Consider the following 14,619-nt stretch of genomic DNA (forward strand, 5'->3'; position numbering starts at 1 on the left):
GGTATACTTGACTAAATCGATCAACTAATCAGCCTTATTCAGGTGCCGGTTAGCGAGGAAAGGTCGATATTTTAACCCAGTTGAACCGAGGTAGTGATGCGTCTGACCACCAAAGGCCGTTTTGCTGTGACTGCGATGATCGATCTGGCTTTGCGCCAAGGCAAAGGCCCGGTCACGCTCTCCGGCATCAGCCAGCGCCAGGCCATCTCGCTGTCCTACCTGGAGCAGTTGTTCGGCAAGCTGCGCCGCCATGAGATCGTCGAGTCGATCCGTGGTCCGGGCGGCGGCTACAGTCTGGCGCGCCGCGCCGACAAGGTCACCGTGGCCGACATCATTATCGCCGTCGACGAGCCGCTGGATGCGACCCAGTGCGGCGGCAAGGAAAATTGTCATGGCGCCGACGCCACCAGCGGCGCGCGCTGCATGACCCACGAACTGTGGGCCACGCTGAATGAAAAGATGGTCGACTACCTGGATTCGGTGTCGCTGCAGGATCTGGTCGATCAACAGAAGCAAAAGAATGCTGAACAAAACGTGGTCGTGATGCACCGTAACCACGCCGCGCTTGGTTAAGAGAATAAGTTAAATCGGAGTAACCCAGATGAACGCCCCTGAAAAAAACATCGCGCCAGTGAAGTTCCAGACCGCCCCGCATTTCCCGATCTACATGGACTACTCGGCCACCACGCCGATCGATCCACGCGTCGCCGACATGATGATTCCCTACCTGCGCGAGCAGTTCGGCAATCCCGCGTCGCGCAGCCACATGTACGGCTGGACGGCGGAAAAAGCGGTGGAAGAGGCGCGCGCCCACGTCGCCGCCCTGGTCAATGCCGACCCGCGCGAAATCATCTGGACCTCTGGCGCCACCGAGTCGAACAACCTGGCCATCAAGGGCGCGGCGCAGTTCTACAAGACCAAGGGCAAGCACATCATCACCGTCAAGACCGAGCACAAGGCGGTGCTGGACACGGTGCGCGAGCTGGAACGCGTCGGCTTCGAGGCGACCTACCTGGAACCGCAGGACAACGGCCTGATCACCATCGAGCAGCTGACCGCCGCCATCCGTCCGGACACCATCCTGGTCTCCGTCATGCTGGTCAATAACGAGATCGGCGTGATCCAGCCGATCGACGAGATCGGCGCGCTGTGCCGCTCGAAAGGCATCATCTTCCACTGCGACGCCGCCCAGGCGACCGGCAAGGTGGTGATCGACCTGCAAAAGACCAAGGTCGACCTGATGACCTTTACCGCGCACAAGACCTACGGCCCGAAAGGCATCGGCGCGTTGTACGTCTGCCGCAAGCCGCGCGTGCGCATCGAAGCGCAAATGCACGGCGGCGGCCACGAGCGCGGCCTGCGCTCCGGCACCCTGCCTACCCACCAGATCGTCGGCATGGGCGAAGCCTTCCGCCTGGCGAAGGTGGAAATGGACAGCGAGATCACCCGCATCAAGGGCCTGCGCGACCGCCTGGCCAAGGGCCTGCAGGAGATCGAGGAAACCTATATCAACGGCGACATGGAACACCGCGTGCCGCACAACCTGAACGTCAGCTTCAACTACGTCGAAGGCGAGTCGCTGATCATGGCCGTGAAAGACCTGGCCGTGTCGTCCGGCTCCGCTTGTACTTCGGCCTCGCTGGAACCATCTTATGTGTTGCGCGCGCTGGGCCGCAGCGACGAGCTGGCGCACAGCTCGATCCGTTTCACCATCGGCCGTTTCACGACGGAAGAGGATATCGACTTCGCCATCGACCTGATGAAGTCCAAGGTACACAAACTGCGTGAACTGTCGCCGCTGTGGGACATGTTCAAAGAAGGCATCGACATCAGCTCGATCCAATGGGCAGCCCACTAATTTTAAAGTTACAGGAGCACTAAAATGGCTTACTCGGAAAAAGTACTGGACCACTACGAAAACCCACGCAACGTTGGCGCTTTCGAAAAGGGCGATGAAACCGTCGGCACCGGCATGGTCGGCGCGCCGGCCTGCGGCGACGTCATGAAACTGCAGATCAAGGTCGGCGCCGATGGCCTGATCGAGGACGCGAAGTTCAAGACCTACGGCTGCGGTTCGGCCATCGCCTCCAGCTCGCTGGTGACCGAATGGGTCAAGGGCAAGACGCTGGATCAGGCGCTGGCCATCAAGAACACCCAGATCGCCGAAGAACTGGCGCTGCCGCCGGTGAAGATCCACTGCTCGATCCTGGCGGAAGACGCCATCAAGGCGGCAGTGCTGGACTACCAGACCAAGCACGCAGTCGCGGCCTAAGTCTGTTTTACACCGGCGACGATCGTCGTCGCCGGCACGGAGAATCAAATGGCAATCACCCTGACCGAAAAAGCAGCCAAGCATATCAACCGCTACATCGAACGCCGCGGCAAGGGCGTCGGTTTGCGTTTCGGCGTGCGCACCACCGGCTGCTCGGGCCTGGCCTACAAGCTGGAATACGTGGACGAAGTGGCGGCCGAGGACAGCGTCTTCGAGTCGCACGGCGTCAAGGTGTTCGTCGATCCGAAAAGCCTGCCGTACATCGACGGCACCGAGCTCGATTTCGCGCGCGAGGGCTTGAACGAAGGCTTCAAGTTCCATAACCCGAACGAGAAAGACGCTTGCGGTTGCGGCGAAAGCTTCCGCATCTGATAAGCCATGCAAAATCACTTTGAGCTGTTCAATCTGCCGCAGCAGTTTGCCGTGGACGCGGGAGCGCTGGACAGCGCCTACCGCGACGTGCAGGGCCGCGTCCATCCCGACAAGTTCGTCAATGCCACCGACGCCGAAAAGCGCGTCGCCATGCAGTGGGCCACCCGCGCCAACGAAGCCTATCAGACCCTGAAAAATCCGCAGAAGCGCGCGCAGTACATGTGCGAGCTCAATGGCGTCGACTTGCAGACCGAGTCGAACACCGCGATGCCGATGGCCTTCCTGATGCAGCAGATGGAGTGGCGCGAAGAGCTGGGCGACGCCCGCGCGAGCAAGGACGGCGAAGCGCTGGAGGCACTGGACAAGCAGCTGCGCAACGAACGCAAGGCGCGCCTGGCCGAGATCGGGCAGCAGATCGACGCCGGCGACTTCCACGCGGCGGCCCAGGGCGTGCGCGCGCTGATGTTCCTCGAAAAATTCGGCGAAGAAGTCCGCTTCGCATTTGAAGCAATCGAAGCCTGACCGCACGCGCCGGCCGCGCGTGCTTGGGCAATACAAAAAATACAGGTCTCATCCATGGCACTTCTGCAAATTTCCGAACCCGGCATGTCCACCGCACCGCACCAGCACCGCCTGGCGGTCGGTATCGACCTGGGCACCACCAATTCGCTGGTCGCCACCGTGCGCAACAGCATTCCAGAAGTGCTGAGCGATGAGGATGGCCGTCCGCTGCTGCCGTCCGTGGTGCGCTACCTGCCGAACGGCCATGCCAACATCGGCTACAAGGCGCAGGCCGCGCAGACCACCGATCCGAAGAACACCATCGTCTCCGTCAAGCGTTTCATGGGCCGCGGCCTGGCCGATATCGCCTACGCGGAAAACATGCCCTACGATTTCCAGGACACGCCCGGCATGGTGCAGCTGAAGACCATCGCCGGCATCAAGAGCCCGGTCGAGGTCTCGGCGCAGATCCTGGCCACGCTGCGCCAGCGCGCGGAAGATTCGCTGGGCGACGACCTGGTCGGCGCCGTCATCACCGTGCCGGCTTACTTCGACGACGCCCAGCGCCAGGCCACCAAGGACGCCGCGCAGCTGGCCGGCATCAACGTGCTGCGCCTGCTGAGCGAGCCTACCGCCGCCGCCATCGCCTACGGCCTGGATAACGGCTCGGAAGGCATCTACGCCGTCTATGACCTGGGCGGCGGCACCTTCGACATCTCCATCCTCAAGCTGAGCAAGGGCGTGTTCGAAGTGCTGTCCACCGGCGGCGATTCCGCGCTGGGCGGCGACGACTTCGACCATCGCCTGTTCTGCTACATCCACCAGCAGGAAAAGCTGGCGCCGCTGTCGGACGAAGACACCGCCGTGCTGATGGTCAAGGCGCGCGAAGCGAAGGAACTGCTGTCGACCAAGGCCGAAGTGACCGTGGACGCCATCCTCGGCTCGGGCGAGGAGGTGCACCTGAAGGTCACCGCCGCGACCTTCCAGGAGATCACCAAGCACCTGATCGAGAAGACCATGAAGGCGATCAAGAAGGCGCTGCGCGACGCGAACGTCGATGCGGACGACGTCGACGGCGTGGTCATGGTCGGCGGCGCGACGCGCATGCCGCATGTGCAGCGCGCGGTCAGCGAATACTTCCACACCATCCCGCACGCGAACATCGATCCGGACAAGGTCGTGGCGCTGGGCGCGGCGATCCAGGCCAATCTGCTGGCCGGTAACCGCGCGCCCGGCGACGACTGGCTGCTGCTGGACGTGATCCCGCTGTCGCTGGGCATCGAGACCATGGGCGGTCTGGTCGAGAAGATCATTCCGCGCAACTCGACGATTCCTTGCGCCCGCGCGCAGGAGTTCACCACCTTCAAGGATGGCCAGACCGCGCTGGCGGTGCATGTGCTGCAGGGCGAGCGCGAACTGGTGTCCGACTGCCGTTCGCTGGCGCGCTTCGAGCTGCGCGGCATTCCGCCGATGGTGGCCGGCGCGGCACGCATCCGCATCACCTACCAGGTCGACGCGGATGGCCTGCTGTCGGTTTCCGCGCGCGAGCTGCGCTCCGGCGTGGAAGCGTCGATCACCGTCAAGCCGGCCTACGGCCTGGGCGACGACGACGTCGCGCGCATGCTGCAGGATTCGTACAAGTCGGCCGACGTCGACATGGTCGCGCGCGCATTGCGCGAAGAGCAGGTCGAGGCCGAGCGCATCCTGCTGGCGACGCAGTCCGCGCTGGACGAAGACGCCGAGCTGCTGAGCGGCGAGGAACGCGCATCGGTCGATGTGTTGATGAACAAGGTGCGCGACGTGATCGCCCAGTCGCAGACCGGCGCGGCCGATCATGCGGCGGTGAAGTCCGCCGTCGAAGCGCTGGCCAACGGCACCGAAGAATTCGCATCGCGCCGCATGGATCGCAGCGTGCGCAGTGCGCTGGCCGGCAAGACGCTGGACCAGGTCGTATAAAAATCAAAACCTAGAGGTATCAAGTGCCACAAATCGTATTCCTGCCCCACGCAAAACTGTGCCCGGACGGCGCCGTTGTCGAAGCTCCCGCCGGCAAGACGCTGTGCGACGTCATGCTTGAAAATGACATCCACATCGAGCACGCCTGCGAAAAATCCTGCGCCTGCACCACCTGCCACGTGCTGGTGCGCGAAGGCTTCAATTCGCTGAGCGAAGCCAGCGAAACCGAGGAAGACCTGCTGGACAAGGCCTGGGGCCTGGAAGCCGTGTCGCGCCTGTCGTGCCAGGCGGTTGTGGCCGACGAAGACCTCGTCGTTGAAATTCCGAAGTACACCATCAATCACGCAAGCGAAGGCGGGCACTGATATGAAGTGGACCGACATCACCGCGATTGCGGAAGCGCTTTACGATAAACACCCGGACGTCGATCCGCTGACTATCCGCTTCACCGATCTGCACAACTGGATCGTCGACCTCGAAGAGTTCGACGACGACCACACGCGCGGCGGTGAGAAGGTCCTCGAAGCGATTCAGCAGGCGTGGATCGATGAAGCCCAATAAGCAAGCGAACAAGATCGGCGCCACCGTCACCGGCGCCGACAACATGCCGGAAATCCGCGAAGGCCAGACCGTCGCGCTGCTGCAGGAGCTGCACATCCTGACCCGCGACGGCAAGATGAACCAGGACAGCCGCCGCAAGCTGAAGCAGGTCTATCACCTGTACCAGTTCATCGAGCCGCTGTTGAAGGACGTGCTGGCCGGGAAGGACAGCGTGTCGCTGGTCGACCACGGCGCCGGCAAGTCCTATCTCGGCTTCATCATCTACGACCTGTTCTTCAAGGCCCTGGGCGATACTTCCCACATCTACGGCATCGAAACCCGCGAAGAGCTGGTGGCGCGTTCGCAGGAGCTGGCCAGGCAGTTCAACTTCCCCGGCATGTCCTTCCTGCCGCTGTCGGTGGCCGAGTCCACCGAATCGAAACTGCTGCCGGAGCAGATCGACATCGTCACCGCGCTCCACGCCTGCAACACGGCGACCGACGACGCCATTCACTTCGCGCTGAAGAAGAAGGCCAGGTACATGGTGCTGGTGCCTTGCTGCCAGGCGGAAGTCGCGTCGGTGCTGAAGAAGAACAAGGGCAAGTCGCTGGCCAAGTCCGCGCTGACCGAAATCTGGCGCCACCCTATCCACACGCGCGAATTCGGCAGCCAGATCACCAACGTGCTGCGCTGCCTGCAGCTGGAGGCGCATGGGTACCAGGTCAACGTGACCGAACTGGTTGGCTGGGAGCACTCGATGAAGAATGAGCTGATCATCGCCACGTATAAAAACCTGCCGCGCCAGCGTCCATCGGAGCGGCTGCAGGAAGTGCTGGAAACATTGGGGCTGGAGGAGATGGGCAACCGCTTCTTCACTGAACAGGTAGCGAAACAATAAACTGAAAGGGCGACGGAACGATGAGTGAGCTGAACGAAAAATGGTTGGATCTGCGCAGCGACACCGTCACCCGCCCAAGTGCGGCGATGCGCGCGGCGATGAATGCGGCGGACGTCGGCGACGACGTCTACGGCGATGATCCGACCGTCAATCGGCTGCAGGAATACACCGCCGATTTGTTCGGCTACGAGGACGCGCTGTTCGCGCCGTCCGGCACACAGAGCAATCTGCTGGCGCTGCTGGCCCACTGCGGCCGCGGCGACGAATACCTGGTCGGGCAGGAAGCCCATACCTACCGCTATGAGGGCGGCGGTGCGGCGGTGCTGGGCAGTATCCAGCCGCAGCCCATCATCAACCAGCCCGACGGCAGCATCGCGCTGGCCGACATCGAATCCTATATCAAGCCGGACGATTTCCACTTTGCGCGCACCAAATTGCTGGCGCTGGAAAACACCATCGGCGGCCGCGTGCTGGGCCTCGACTATCTGAAGCAGGCGACCACGCTGGCGCACGGGCGCGGCCTGGCCACGCACCTTGACGGCGCCCGCGTCTGCAACGCCGCCGTCAAGCTCGGCGTGAGCGCGCGCGCGGCGGTGGCGGGCTTCGATTCGGTCTCCGTCTGTTTGTCCAAGGGGCTGGGCGCGCCGATCGGCTCCGTCCTGTGCGGCAGCAAGCCGCTGATCGCCGAGGCCAAGCGCTGGCGCAAGATGCTGGGCGGCGGCATGCGCCAGGCCGGCATGATCGCCGCCGGCGGCCTGTACGCGCTGCAGCACAACTTCGCGCGGCTGGCGGAAGACCACGACAACGCCACCTACTTCGCCGGCGAGCTGGCCAAGCTCAAAGGCGTCAAGGTCAGCACGCCGCAGACCAATATCTTTTACGTCGATATCCCGGCCGATGCCTGCCGCGGCTTGAACGACGTGTTGCAACTGACCCGCATACGCGTGTCGATGTCGCCGCACCTGCGCATCGTCACGCACATGGATGCGTCGCGCGAGGACATCGACCGCGCCATTACCGTTTTTGGAGATTTCTTCGGATGACCGACACCACCACTGATAACACCGTCCGCCTGGCCAAGCGCCTGTCGGAGATGCGCCCATGCTCGCGCCGCGAAGCCGAACTCTATATCGAGGGCGGTTACGTCAGCGTCGACGGCGTCGTGGTGGAGGAGGCGGGGGCGCGCGTGACGATGGAGCAGCAGATCGACGTGGCCGCCGACGCCACGCTGCTGGAGATCGTGCCGGTGACGATCCTGCTGCATAAGCCGGTGGGCGCCAACGGCGGCATCGGCAAGGATGGCGCGCCGGCGCTGCATCTGCTGAACGCGGCCACGCTGACGCGCTCCGCGCCGGGCCAGCGCTTCCTCAAGCGCCACCTGGCCGGCCTGACCCTGACCACGCCGCTGGAGACCAAGGCCAGCGGCCTGCTGATCTTCACGCAGGATTTCCGCGTCAGCCGCAAGCTGGTCGACGACGCCGCCAAGATCGAGCACGAAATCATCGTCGAGGTAACGGGCGACATCATGGAAAATGGTCTGGCGCTGCTGAACCACGGCCTGCCGTTCAACGGCAAGCCGCTGCCGCCGAACAAGGTGAGCTGGCAGAACGAGAACCGCCTGCGCTTCGCGGTGAAGAATCCGAAGCCGGGCCAGATCGAGCATGTCTGCAAGCTGGTCGGCCTGAGCGTGGTGTCGATGAAGCGCATCCGCATTGGACGCCTCGCGATGGCCAGCCTGCCGCTGGGCGAGTGGCGCTACCTGCAGAACCACGAGAAGTTTTAAGCGGCGGGAGCGGCCTTCTTTTTCTTTTCCGGCGGCGGCAACTGGACCAGGCGGGTGCCGGTCAGTTTGTCGTGCAGGAACTGGCGGTCCTTGTCGAAGAAGGCCGTCAGCGACCACAGCAAAATGCCAACGCCGACAGCGCCCAGCGCCTGCCACTTGTGCAGGCCGAACACCAGCGACACCAGCAGCGCCGGCAGCACCCACATCCAGCTCAGCAGGTAGCGCACGGCGGCCGTCTGCAGCGACAGGTGCTGATGGCCGGGGCGCACCAGCTTCAGGCGCCAGGTCTTCATCGCCAGCGTCTGGCCGTCGCGGCTCCACTGGTGGATGAAATAGGCGCCCAGCACCAGGAAGGCCAGCGCCTGGCGCATGTGCTCCACCGTCGGCGTATGGCTGGCGTGGGTGGCGACTTCAAAGATCAGGAAGGGCAGGAACAACACCGCGAAACCCAGCAGGGTTTCATACACCATTGAAATCAGGCGGCGTTTGACGGTGGGGTTGGTAACAGGCGGATTATTTGACATTGCTGCTGGCGGGTGGGGCGGGCTGGACGGTGCCCGGCGCGGCCGGTGCGGCGGGCGCCACGGCCGGCGCTATATTCGATGCATTGGGAATCGGCGCGCCGGTGGCCGGATCGATGCCCGGCGCTACCGGGGTAACCGCCGCCGCGGTTGGCGCGGCGGCCGGCGCCACGGCAGGGCCGCCGGTGGTCGGCACGGCCGGCTTGATCGGCGCCACCGTCTTGATCTTGCTTTGCGTCGGCGTCGGCAGGTTGGCGACCTGCTTCTTGATCGCAGCCTTGGCGGCCAGTTCCTTCTTCTGTTCTTCCGGCAACTGCTGGTAGGACTCCCACTGCGTGGTCTTTTGCGACGGATCGATTTTCTGCGCGCGGGCGAAGTTCTGGCGCACCTGGCGGCGCTCTTCCGGCGTCATCTTGACCCATTCGCGCATGCGTTCCTGCACGCGGGCCTGTTCATCCGGCTTCATCGACGCATAGCGTTTGACGATGCCCAGCCATTTTTGCTTGCGGATGGGCTCCATCTGGTCCCACTCGGCGGACAGCGGCTCCAGCGCCTGCTGTTGCACAGGCGTCAAGTCCTTCCACATGGTTTTTTCGGGCGCCTTGGCCGACGCGGTCTTGCCGGTCTTGGCGCCGGGCAGCAGGGCGGATGCCGCCGAGGTGGCGGCGGCCATGGGCGCGGAAACGATGGCCGGCGCATCCGGCCGGCTGGCAACATAGGCCGTGCCCGCCGCTGCTACCGCTAACACAGCTACCGCTCCAGCGCCCCATTTTGCGCGACCGCTCAATGCCATGCTTATTGCTCGCTCTGGGTCAGATAGGCGTTAAAACCGTGGTCCAGGTAGGCGGACAGCGGCAATTCGTCGGACAGCACGGCGGCGTCCAGCTCGGCCAGATCGGCCACGCGCTGTTCCTGCTCATAGCGGTAGATGCCGGCCAGGCCGCCGACCAGTACCAGCAGCGGCAGCGCCACGCTCATGCGGGTCATCCACGAGAACGAGAAGAAGCCGCCAGCCGAGGCCAACTCGGTCTTGCTGACGCGCACCTGCATCGGCGCATCGGCTTTCTTGCGGGCGAGCGCCATCTTGCGCGCCTGTGCCAGGCGGTCTGTGGTCGATGCGGGCAGATCGTCCAGCTTCTCATTGAGCGCGTGGCGCACTTTGTAAGCGAAATTCAGATCGTCGGTATTCATAGTTTTATTCCCAAGGCTTTTAGCGACTCCGCAAGTGTATGTGTTGCACGAGAGCAATGCGTTTTCACGCTTCCCTCGGAACACCCCATCGCTTCGGCTGTTTCAGCCACGTCCATATCCTGCCAATAACGCAGTAGGAAGGCTTCTCGTTGACGTGCCGGAAGCTTTTGTACTTCGGCATCGATGAGTTCGAGCATTTGCTGGCGCTCGACCTTGTCCGCGCTGGACTCGGAGGCCTCGGTGCCTTCCTCGGCGGCGTAGGATTCGAGTATATCAAAGTCCTCATGCTCGTCGCCCGAGGGCCCCATGCCCGAAAACAGGCTGACCCAGGTGTTGCGCACCTTTTCCCTGCGGAAATAATCGAGGATGGTGGTCTGCAGGATGCGCTGGAACAGCATCGGCAGCTCGGCGGCCGGCTTGTCGCCGTATTTTTCGGCGAGCTTGATCATCGCGTCCTGCACGATGTCCAGGGCGGATTCGTCCTTGCGCACTGCGTAGACGGCTTGTTTAAAGGCACGCCGCTCGACGTTTTCGAGGAAGTCGGATAATTCTTTGTCTGTGGCCATGCGTCGGGTGAGGGTACTGCCGGAAAAGCCGGCGCTGGGATGCCTGGCGGCGACCCGTGAACTGAGCGCATGCTAGCAAAAATTAGCCATTTCTGCATGGTTTTTGACGCACAATCGATCGAAAATGCACCGGCAAGGGGATATTTTCGATATTTCACTTGCCCAAACAGGGTGCCACGGTGTACCGTATGGGACGCTTTGAACACCCCGAAGCTCTATGGTCTCGCCGCAGCAGGCACACAACGCCGCAATCGACGGGACGCGCTTTCATATGTCAGCAGTTTGCTCTAACCCGTGCCACAAGCGCGAGAGGTACGCACAACCGCTACAGACAGATCCGGCTGAACGAGAGTTTGCGTTGAGCGCCGCTTTGCACGTCACTACGGTTGACGGAAGAGGCTGGCGTAACCGCAGAAAAAAAGGGACGCAGGGCAAAGCTGTAGAGGCAGGCCTACTTCGCTAGGAAAGAGCATCCGATCAATCTCCTATGGACCTTGAAAGGAATGTTTCATGAATACCGAAGCATCAACACAAATCACTGGCGCGGAAATACTGGTGCGCTGCCTGGCGGAAGAGGGCGTGGAACACGTCTTTGGCTATCCCGGCGGAGCCGTGCTGTATATCTACGACGCCATCTTCAAGCAAGACAAATTCCAACACGTCCTCGTGCGTCACGAACAGGCCGCAGTGCATGCCGCCGATGCGTACTCGCGCAGCTCGAACAAGGTTGGGGTCGCGCTGGTCACGTCCGGTCCGGGTGTCACCAATGCGGTCACAGGTCTTTCCACCGCTTACATGGATTCCATCCCCATGGTCGTGATCTCGGGCCAGGTGCCTAGCCACGCCATCGGCCAGGATGCCTTCCAGGAATGCGACACGGTCGGCATTACCCGTCCCGTGGTCAAGCACAATTTCCTCGTCAAAGACGTCAAGGATTTGGCGGAAACCGTCAAGAAAGCCTTCTTCATCGCCCGCACCGGCCGTCCAGGCCCCGTGCTGGTCGATATTCCGAAGGATATCTCGATGCACAAGACGACGTACTCGTATCCGAAAGAGATCGAGATGCGTTCGTACAAACCGGTCGACAAGGGCCACTCCGGCCAGATCCGCAAGGCGGTCCAGCTGCTGCTGCAGGCCGAGCGTCCGATGATCTACACCGGCGGCGGCGTGATCCTGGCCAATGCGGCGCCCGAGCTGAACAAGCTGGTCGACAAGCTGGGCTTCCCGGTCACCAACACGCTGATGGGCCTGGGCGCCTACCGCGCCAGCGACGAGAAATTCGTCGGCATGCCCGGCATGCACGGCACCTACGAAGCGAACATGGCGATGCAGAATTGCGACGTGCTGATCGCCATCGGCGCCCGCTTCGACGACCGCGTGATCGGCAACCCGAAACACTTCGCCTCCAACCCGCGCAAGATCATCCACGTGGACATCGATCCATCGTCGATCTCCAAGCGCGTGAAAGTGGACATCCCCATCGTCGGCAACGTCAAGGACGTGCTGATCGAATTCCTGGCCCAGCTCGACGCTGCGGACGCCAAGCCGAACGCGCCCGCGCTCAAGGACTGGTGGAAGCAGATCGCCGAATGGCGCGGCAAGGATTGCCTGAAGTATCCGACCTCGGACCTGGTGATCAAGCCGCAAGCCGTGGTGCAGAAGCTGTGGGAAGTGACCAAGGGCGACGCCTTCATCACCTCCGACGTCGGCCAGCACCAGATGTGGGCCGCGCAGTACTACCCGTTCGACAAGCCCAAGCGCTGGGTCAACTCGGGCGGCCTGGGCACGATGGGCGTGGGCCTGCCGTACGCCATGGGCGTGCAGATGGCCAACCCGGACGCGACCGTCGCCTGCATCACCGGCGAAGGCTCGATCCAGATGTGCATCCAGGAGCTGGCGACCTGCAAGCAATATCATCTGACGCCGAAGATCATCATGTTGAACAACCGCTTCCTGGGCATGGTGCGCCAGTGGCAGCAGATCGATTACGGTTCGCGCTATTCCGAGTCCTACATGGATTCGCTGCCGAACTTCGAGAAGCTGGCGGAAGCCTACGGCCACGTCGGCATGCGCATCGAGAAACCGGGCGACGTCGACGGCGCGCTGCGCGATGCCTTCGGCATGAAAGACAAGCTGGTCTTCATGAACTTCATTACCGATCAATCGGAAAACGTCTGGCCGATGGTGAAAGCGGGCAAAGGGCTCTCTGAAATGCTGTTGGGTTCGGAGGACTTATAAGATGCGACACATTATCTCTGTCTTGCTGGAAAACGAAGCCGGCGCGTTGTCCCGCGTGGTGGGCCTGTTCTCGGCCCGCGGCTACAACATTGAAACGCTGACGGTCGCACCGACCGAAGATCCGACCCTGTCGCGCATGACCATCGTCACCAGCGGCTCGGACGACATCATCGAACAGATCACCAAGCACCTGAACCGCCTGATCGAGGTGGTCAAGGTGGTCGATCTGACCGAAGGCCAGCACATCGAGCGCGAACTGATGTTGATCAAGGTGCGCGCGGTGGGCAAGGAGCGTGAAGAGATGAAGCGCACCGCGGACATCTTCCGCGGCCGCATCATCGACGTCACCGAGAAGAGCTACACGATCGAACTGACCGGCGCCAAGAGCAAGCTCGACGCGTTCATCGATTCGATCGACCGCGCTTCCATCCTGGAGACGGTACGTACCGGCGGTTCCGGCATCGGACGCGGCGAACGCATCCTCAAAGTTTAAGCAAATTCAAAAATACTACTAAGGAAATACCATGAAAGTTTTCTACGACAAAGACGCTGACCTCTCCCTGATCAAGGGCAAAAACGTCGCCATCATCGGTTACGGTTCGCAGGGCCACGCCCACGCGCAAAACCTGAGCGACTCCGGCGTCAACGTGACCGTCGGCCTGCGCAAAGGTGGTTCTTCGTGGAACAAGGTTGAGAAAGCCGGCCTGAAAGTGGCGGAAGTGAACGATGCGGTCAAGGCTGCCGACGTCATCATGATCCTGCTGCCGGACGAAAACATCGCCCAGGTCTACAACGAAAACGTCGCGCCGCACGCCAAGCAAGGCGCCGTGCTGGCCTTCGCCCACGGCTTCAACGTGCACTACGGCCAAGTCGTGCCGCGCGCCGACCTGGACGTGATCATGGTCGCACCGAAGGCCCCGGGCCACACCGTGCGCGCCACCTACACCCAGGGTGGCGGCGTGCCGCACCTGATCGCCGTGTACCAGGACAAGTCCGGCATCGCCCGTGACATCGCGCTGTCGTACGCCTCGGCCAACGGCGGCGGCCGTGCCGGCATCATCGAAACCAACTTCCGCGAAGAGACCGAAACCGATCTGTTCGGCGAGCAGGCAGTCCTGTGCGGCGGCGCGGTCGAGCTGATCAAGGCCGGCTTCGAAACCCTGACCGAAGCGGGCTATGCTCCGGAAATGGCCTACTTCGAATGCCTGCACGAGCTGAAGCTGATCGTCGACCTGATCTATGAAGGCGGCATCGCCAACATGAACTACTCGATCTCGAACAACGCCGAATATGGCGAGTACGTGACCGGTCCTAAGGTCGTGACCGAAGCCACCAAGGATGCGATGCGCCAGTGCCTGAAGGACATCCAGACCGGCGAATATGCCAAGTCCTTCATCCTGGAAAACAAGGCCGGCGCTCCGACCCTGATCTCGCGCCGTCGCCTGACCGCCGAGCACCAGATCGAAGAAGTCGGCGCGAAACTGCGCGCGATGATGCCTTGGATCGCCAAGAACAAGATGGTCGACCAGTCGAAGAACTAAGCTGTATCTTCTTCAGCAAAAAGCCGGCTCACGCCGGCTTTTTTTCGTCCCTACCGGCAGTCGATCCGAACAACGTTCTTCTAGTTGCCTCAGGACTGTACTTGGGGGCCGGATTCTGGTTTTGAGGAAGCTTCAGTAAGCTGTCGGCTCATTGGTTTGATACGCCTGGATTCATAGCGCCGATATGCTACATTGCGTTTTCAAAGGAGTCTTTTATGTCAAGGACGACGCTACGCTTGC

At 62.1% G+C, this 14,619-nt stretch carries 18 protein-coding genes; 14 read left to right on the forward strand and 4 right to left on the reverse strand.

All coding sequences use genetic code 11. From position 1 onward, the window contains the following. Positions 1-96: 96 nt before the first annotated feature. The 11 genes from iscR to ABWW33_RS16400 are packed head-to-tail and all read left to right on the forward strand — an operon-like array spanning position 97 to position 8,322. Positions 97-573 carry a Fe-S cluster assembly transcriptional regulator IscR gene (gene iscR / locus ABWW33_RS16350; RefSeq protein ID WP_176651877.1) on the forward strand — a complete coding sequence of 159 codons (477 nt, stop codon included), beginning with the start codon at positions 97-99 and terminating at the stop codon, positions 571-573. Between the two features lie 28 nt (positions 574-601). Next, entirely contained in the window at positions 602-1,858 is a 1,257-nt protein-coding gene (locus ABWW33_RS16355; RefSeq protein ID WP_176651876.1) for an IscS subfamily cysteine desulfurase, read from the forward strand. 24 nt (positions 1,859-1,882) lie between these two features. Further along, positions 1,883-2,272, forward strand: a complete 390-nt coding sequence (gene iscU, locus ABWW33_RS16360; protein ID WP_353402877.1) for a Fe-S cluster assembly scaffold IscU — start codon at positions 1,883-1,885, stop codon at positions 2,270-2,272. Positions 2,273-2,320: 48 nt separating this feature from the next. After that, on the forward strand, positions 2,321-2,644 hold the full coding sequence (gene iscA / locus ABWW33_RS16365; RefSeq protein WP_209715847.1) for an iron-sulfur cluster assembly protein IscA: 324 nt from the start codon (positions 2,321-2,323) through the stop codon (positions 2,642-2,644). 6 nt (positions 2,645-2,650) lie between these two features. Continuing rightward, positions 2,651-3,166 carry a Fe-S protein assembly co-chaperone HscB gene (hscB, locus tag ABWW33_RS16370; RefSeq protein WP_176651874.1) on the forward strand — a complete coding sequence of 172 codons (516 nt, stop codon included), beginning with the start codon at positions 2,651-2,653 and terminating at the stop codon, positions 3,164-3,166. 54 nt (positions 3,167-3,220) lie between these two features. Next, positions 3,221-5,101, forward strand: a complete 1,881-nt coding sequence (hscA, locus tag ABWW33_RS16375; protein WP_353402878.1) for a Fe-S protein assembly chaperone HscA — start codon at positions 3,221-3,223, stop codon at positions 5,099-5,101. A 23-nt stretch (positions 5,102-5,124) separates the two neighbouring features. Next, a complete protein-coding gene (fdx, locus tag ABWW33_RS16380) occupies positions 5,125-5,466 on the forward strand; it encodes an ISC system 2Fe-2S type ferredoxin (RefSeq protein ID WP_176651872.1) in 342 nt (113 codons plus the stop codon). A 1-nt stretch (position 5,467) separates the two neighbouring features. Then, positions 5,468-5,662, forward strand: a complete 195-nt coding sequence (gene iscX, locus ABWW33_RS16385) for a Fe-S cluster assembly protein IscX (protein ID WP_176651871.1) — start codon at positions 5,468-5,470, stop codon at positions 5,660-5,662. Continuing rightward, positions 5,649-6,539 (forward strand): class I SAM-dependent methyltransferase, encoded by an 891-nt coding sequence (locus tag ABWW33_RS16390; RefSeq protein WP_353402879.1) that lies wholly within the window; start codon positions 5,649-5,651, stop codon positions 6,537-6,539. Before iscX ends, ABWW33_RS16390 begins: the two co-directional genes overlap by 14 nt. 20 nt (positions 6,540-6,559) lie before the next feature. After that, complete coding sequence (ltaE, locus tag ABWW33_RS16395) at positions 6,560-7,582, forward strand: low-specificity L-threonine aldolase (protein WP_353402880.1); 1,023 nt, start codon at positions 6,560-6,562, stop codon at positions 7,580-7,582. Continuing rightward, positions 7,579-8,322 (forward strand): rRNA pseudouridine synthase, encoded by a 744-nt coding sequence (locus tag ABWW33_RS16400; RefSeq protein ID WP_176651868.1) that lies wholly within the window; start codon positions 7,579-7,581, stop codon positions 8,320-8,322. The genes ltaE and ABWW33_RS16400 overlap by 4 nt, the downstream gene beginning before the upstream one ends. Here ABWW33_RS16400 and ABWW33_RS16405 read toward each other — a convergent pair. From ABWW33_RS16405 to ABWW33_RS16420, 4 genes are read right to left on the reverse strand one after another with little or no spacing between them, the layout of a single operon-like run. Continuing rightward, positions 8,319-8,846, reverse strand: a complete 528-nt coding sequence (locus ABWW33_RS16405; RefSeq protein WP_353402881.1) for an RDD family protein — start codon at positions 8,844-8,846, stop codon at positions 8,319-8,321. The two genes, ABWW33_RS16400 and ABWW33_RS16405, sit on opposite strands and share 4 nt — an antisense overlap. Continuing rightward, complete coding sequence (locus tag ABWW33_RS16410; protein WP_353402882.1) at positions 8,836-9,591, reverse strand: DUF3106 domain-containing protein; 756 nt, start codon at positions 9,589-9,591, stop codon at positions 8,836-8,838. The genes ABWW33_RS16405 and ABWW33_RS16410 overlap by 11 nt, the downstream gene beginning before the upstream one ends. Before the next feature lie 47 nt (positions 9,592-9,638). Continuing rightward, positions 9,639-10,034, reverse strand: coding sequence for a DUF3619 family protein (locus tag ABWW33_RS16415; RefSeq protein WP_353402883.1), 396 nt, complete (start codon positions 10,032-10,034; stop codon positions 9,639-9,641). Next, entirely contained in the window at positions 10,031-10,600 is a 570-nt protein-coding gene (locus ABWW33_RS16420) for an RNA polymerase sigma factor (RefSeq protein WP_176651864.1), read from the reverse strand. The genes ABWW33_RS16415 and ABWW33_RS16420 overlap by 4 nt, the downstream gene beginning before the upstream one ends. A 510-nt stretch (positions 10,601-11,110) precedes the next feature. On the opposite strand from ABWW33_RS16420, the gene ABWW33_RS16425 reads away from it, so the two are divergent. From ABWW33_RS16425 to ilvC, 3 genes are read left to right on the forward strand one after another with little or no spacing between them, the layout of a single operon-like run. Then, positions 11,111-12,838 carry an acetolactate synthase 3 catalytic subunit gene (locus tag ABWW33_RS16425; protein ID WP_176651863.1) on the forward strand — a complete coding sequence of 576 codons (1,728 nt, stop codon included), beginning with the start codon at positions 11,111-11,113 and terminating at the stop codon, positions 12,836-12,838. 1 nt (position 12,839) lies between these two features. Then, on the forward strand, positions 12,840-13,331 hold the full coding sequence (gene ilvN, locus ABWW33_RS16430; RefSeq protein ID WP_176651862.1) for an acetolactate synthase small subunit: 492 nt from the start codon (positions 12,840-12,842) through the stop codon (positions 13,329-13,331). 31 nt (positions 13,332-13,362) lie between these two features. Next, positions 13,363-14,379, forward strand: a complete 1,017-nt coding sequence (gene ilvC, locus ABWW33_RS16435; protein ID WP_176651861.1) for a ketol-acid reductoisomerase — start codon at positions 13,363-13,365, stop codon at positions 14,377-14,379. Positions 14,380-14,619: the final 240 nt, after the last annotated feature.

Source organism: Duganella hordei (genome assembly GCF_040369125.1).
Taxonomy (GTDB): Bacteria; Pseudomonadota; Gammaproteobacteria; order Burkholderiales; family Burkholderiaceae_D; genus Rugamonas; species Rugamonas hordei.

Excerpts from the sequence above, each read along its gene's own strand:
- iscR (WP_176651877.1), top strand. The coding sequence starts at position 97 with ATGCGTCTGACCACCAAAGGCCGTTTTGCTGTGACTGCGATGATCGAT.
- ABWW33_RS16355 (WP_176651876.1), top strand. The coding sequence starts at position 602 with ATGAACGCCCCTGAAAAAAACATCGCGCCAGTGAAGTTCCAGACCGCC.
- iscU (WP_353402877.1), top strand. The coding sequence starts at position 1,883 with ATGGCTTACTCGGAAAAAGTACTGGACCACTACGAAAACCCACGCAAC.
- iscA (WP_209715847.1), top strand. The coding sequence starts at position 2,321 with ATGGCAATCACCCTGACCGAAAAAGCAGCCAAGCATATCAACCGCTAC.
- hscB (WP_176651874.1), top strand. The coding sequence starts at position 2,651 with ATGCAAAATCACTTTGAGCTGTTCAATCTGCCGCAGCAGTTTGCCGTG.
- hscA (WP_353402878.1), top strand. The coding sequence starts at position 3,221 with ATGGCACTTCTGCAAATTTCCGAACCCGGCATGTCCACCGCACCGCAC.
- iscX (WP_176651871.1), top strand. The coding sequence starts at position 5,468 with ATGAAGTGGACCGACATCACCGCGATTGCGGAAGCGCTTTACGATAAA.
- ABWW33_RS16390 (WP_353402879.1), top strand. The coding sequence starts at position 5,649 with ATGAAGCCCAATAAGCAAGCGAACAAGATCGGCGCCACCGTCACCGGC.
- ltaE (WP_353402880.1), top strand. The coding sequence starts at position 6,560 with ATGAGTGAGCTGAACGAAAAATGGTTGGATCTGCGCAGCGACACCGTC.
- ABWW33_RS16400 (WP_176651868.1), top strand. The coding sequence starts at position 7,579 with ATGACCGACACCACCACTGATAACACCGTCCGCCTGGCCAAGCGCCTG.
- ABWW33_RS16405 (WP_353402881.1), bottom strand. The coding sequence starts at position 8,846 with ATGTCAAATAATCCGCCTGTTACCAACCCCACCGTCAAACGCCGCCTG.
- ABWW33_RS16415 (WP_353402883.1), bottom strand. The coding sequence starts at position 10,034 with ATGAATACCGACGATCTGAATTTCGCTTACAAAGTGCGCCACGCGCTC.
- ABWW33_RS16420 (WP_176651864.1), bottom strand. The coding sequence starts at position 10,600 with ATGGCCACAGACAAAGAATTATCCGACTTCCTCGAAAACGTCGAGCGG.
- ABWW33_RS16425 (WP_176651863.1), top strand. The coding sequence starts at position 11,111 with ATGAATACCGAAGCATCAACACAAATCACTGGCGCGGAAATACTGGTG.
- ilvN (WP_176651862.1), top strand. The coding sequence starts at position 12,840 with ATGCGACACATTATCTCTGTCTTGCTGGAAAACGAAGCCGGCGCGTTG.
- ilvC (WP_176651861.1), top strand. The coding sequence starts at position 13,363 with ATGAAAGTTTTCTACGACAAAGACGCTGACCTCTCCCTGATCAAGGGC.